Below are 351 nucleotides of genomic sequence, written 5' to 3'. Positions count from 1 at the left end.
TAAAGTTTATTACTCGATGGGCCTTGATGCTGTCTTTGACAGTCGCGTCATGGAATGGATCAACGTTATTCGCAGTAAAGTTAGAAATGGTGCTCACCCACCTGGTGAGTTTGTTGCCTTGGAGCACGCACTACATGAGCTGCGTTTGATAAAAAGTACCACCGAAATCAAGACGATGAAACAGGCTGCTGAAATATCTGCCCAAGCACATATTGAGGCAATGAAGGTTTGCCGCCCAGGTTTACATGAATATCACCTTGAGTCAGCGATGAGCAAGGTGTTTATGGATAATGGTGCTCGCTCTCAAGCATACCCAGCTATTGTTGGTTCAGGCGACAATGCCTGTATATT

Annotated in this window: 1 protein-coding gene; it reads left to right on the top strand. The window is 45.3% G+C overall.

All coding sequences use genetic code 11. The features are described 5' to 3' along the window. Positions 1-16 precede the first annotated feature (16 nt). Positions 17-351, top strand: a 335-nt coding sequence (locus tag A3763_RS05325; protein ID WP_231872109.1) for a M24 family metallopeptidase, incomplete at its 3' end; no start/stop codon positions are given.

This window comes from Oleiphilus sp. HI0128 (assembly GCF_001635365.1).
The sequence above is the reverse complement of the archived record's forward strand: the minus strand, read 5'-3'. Positions and strand labels throughout refer to the sequence as shown.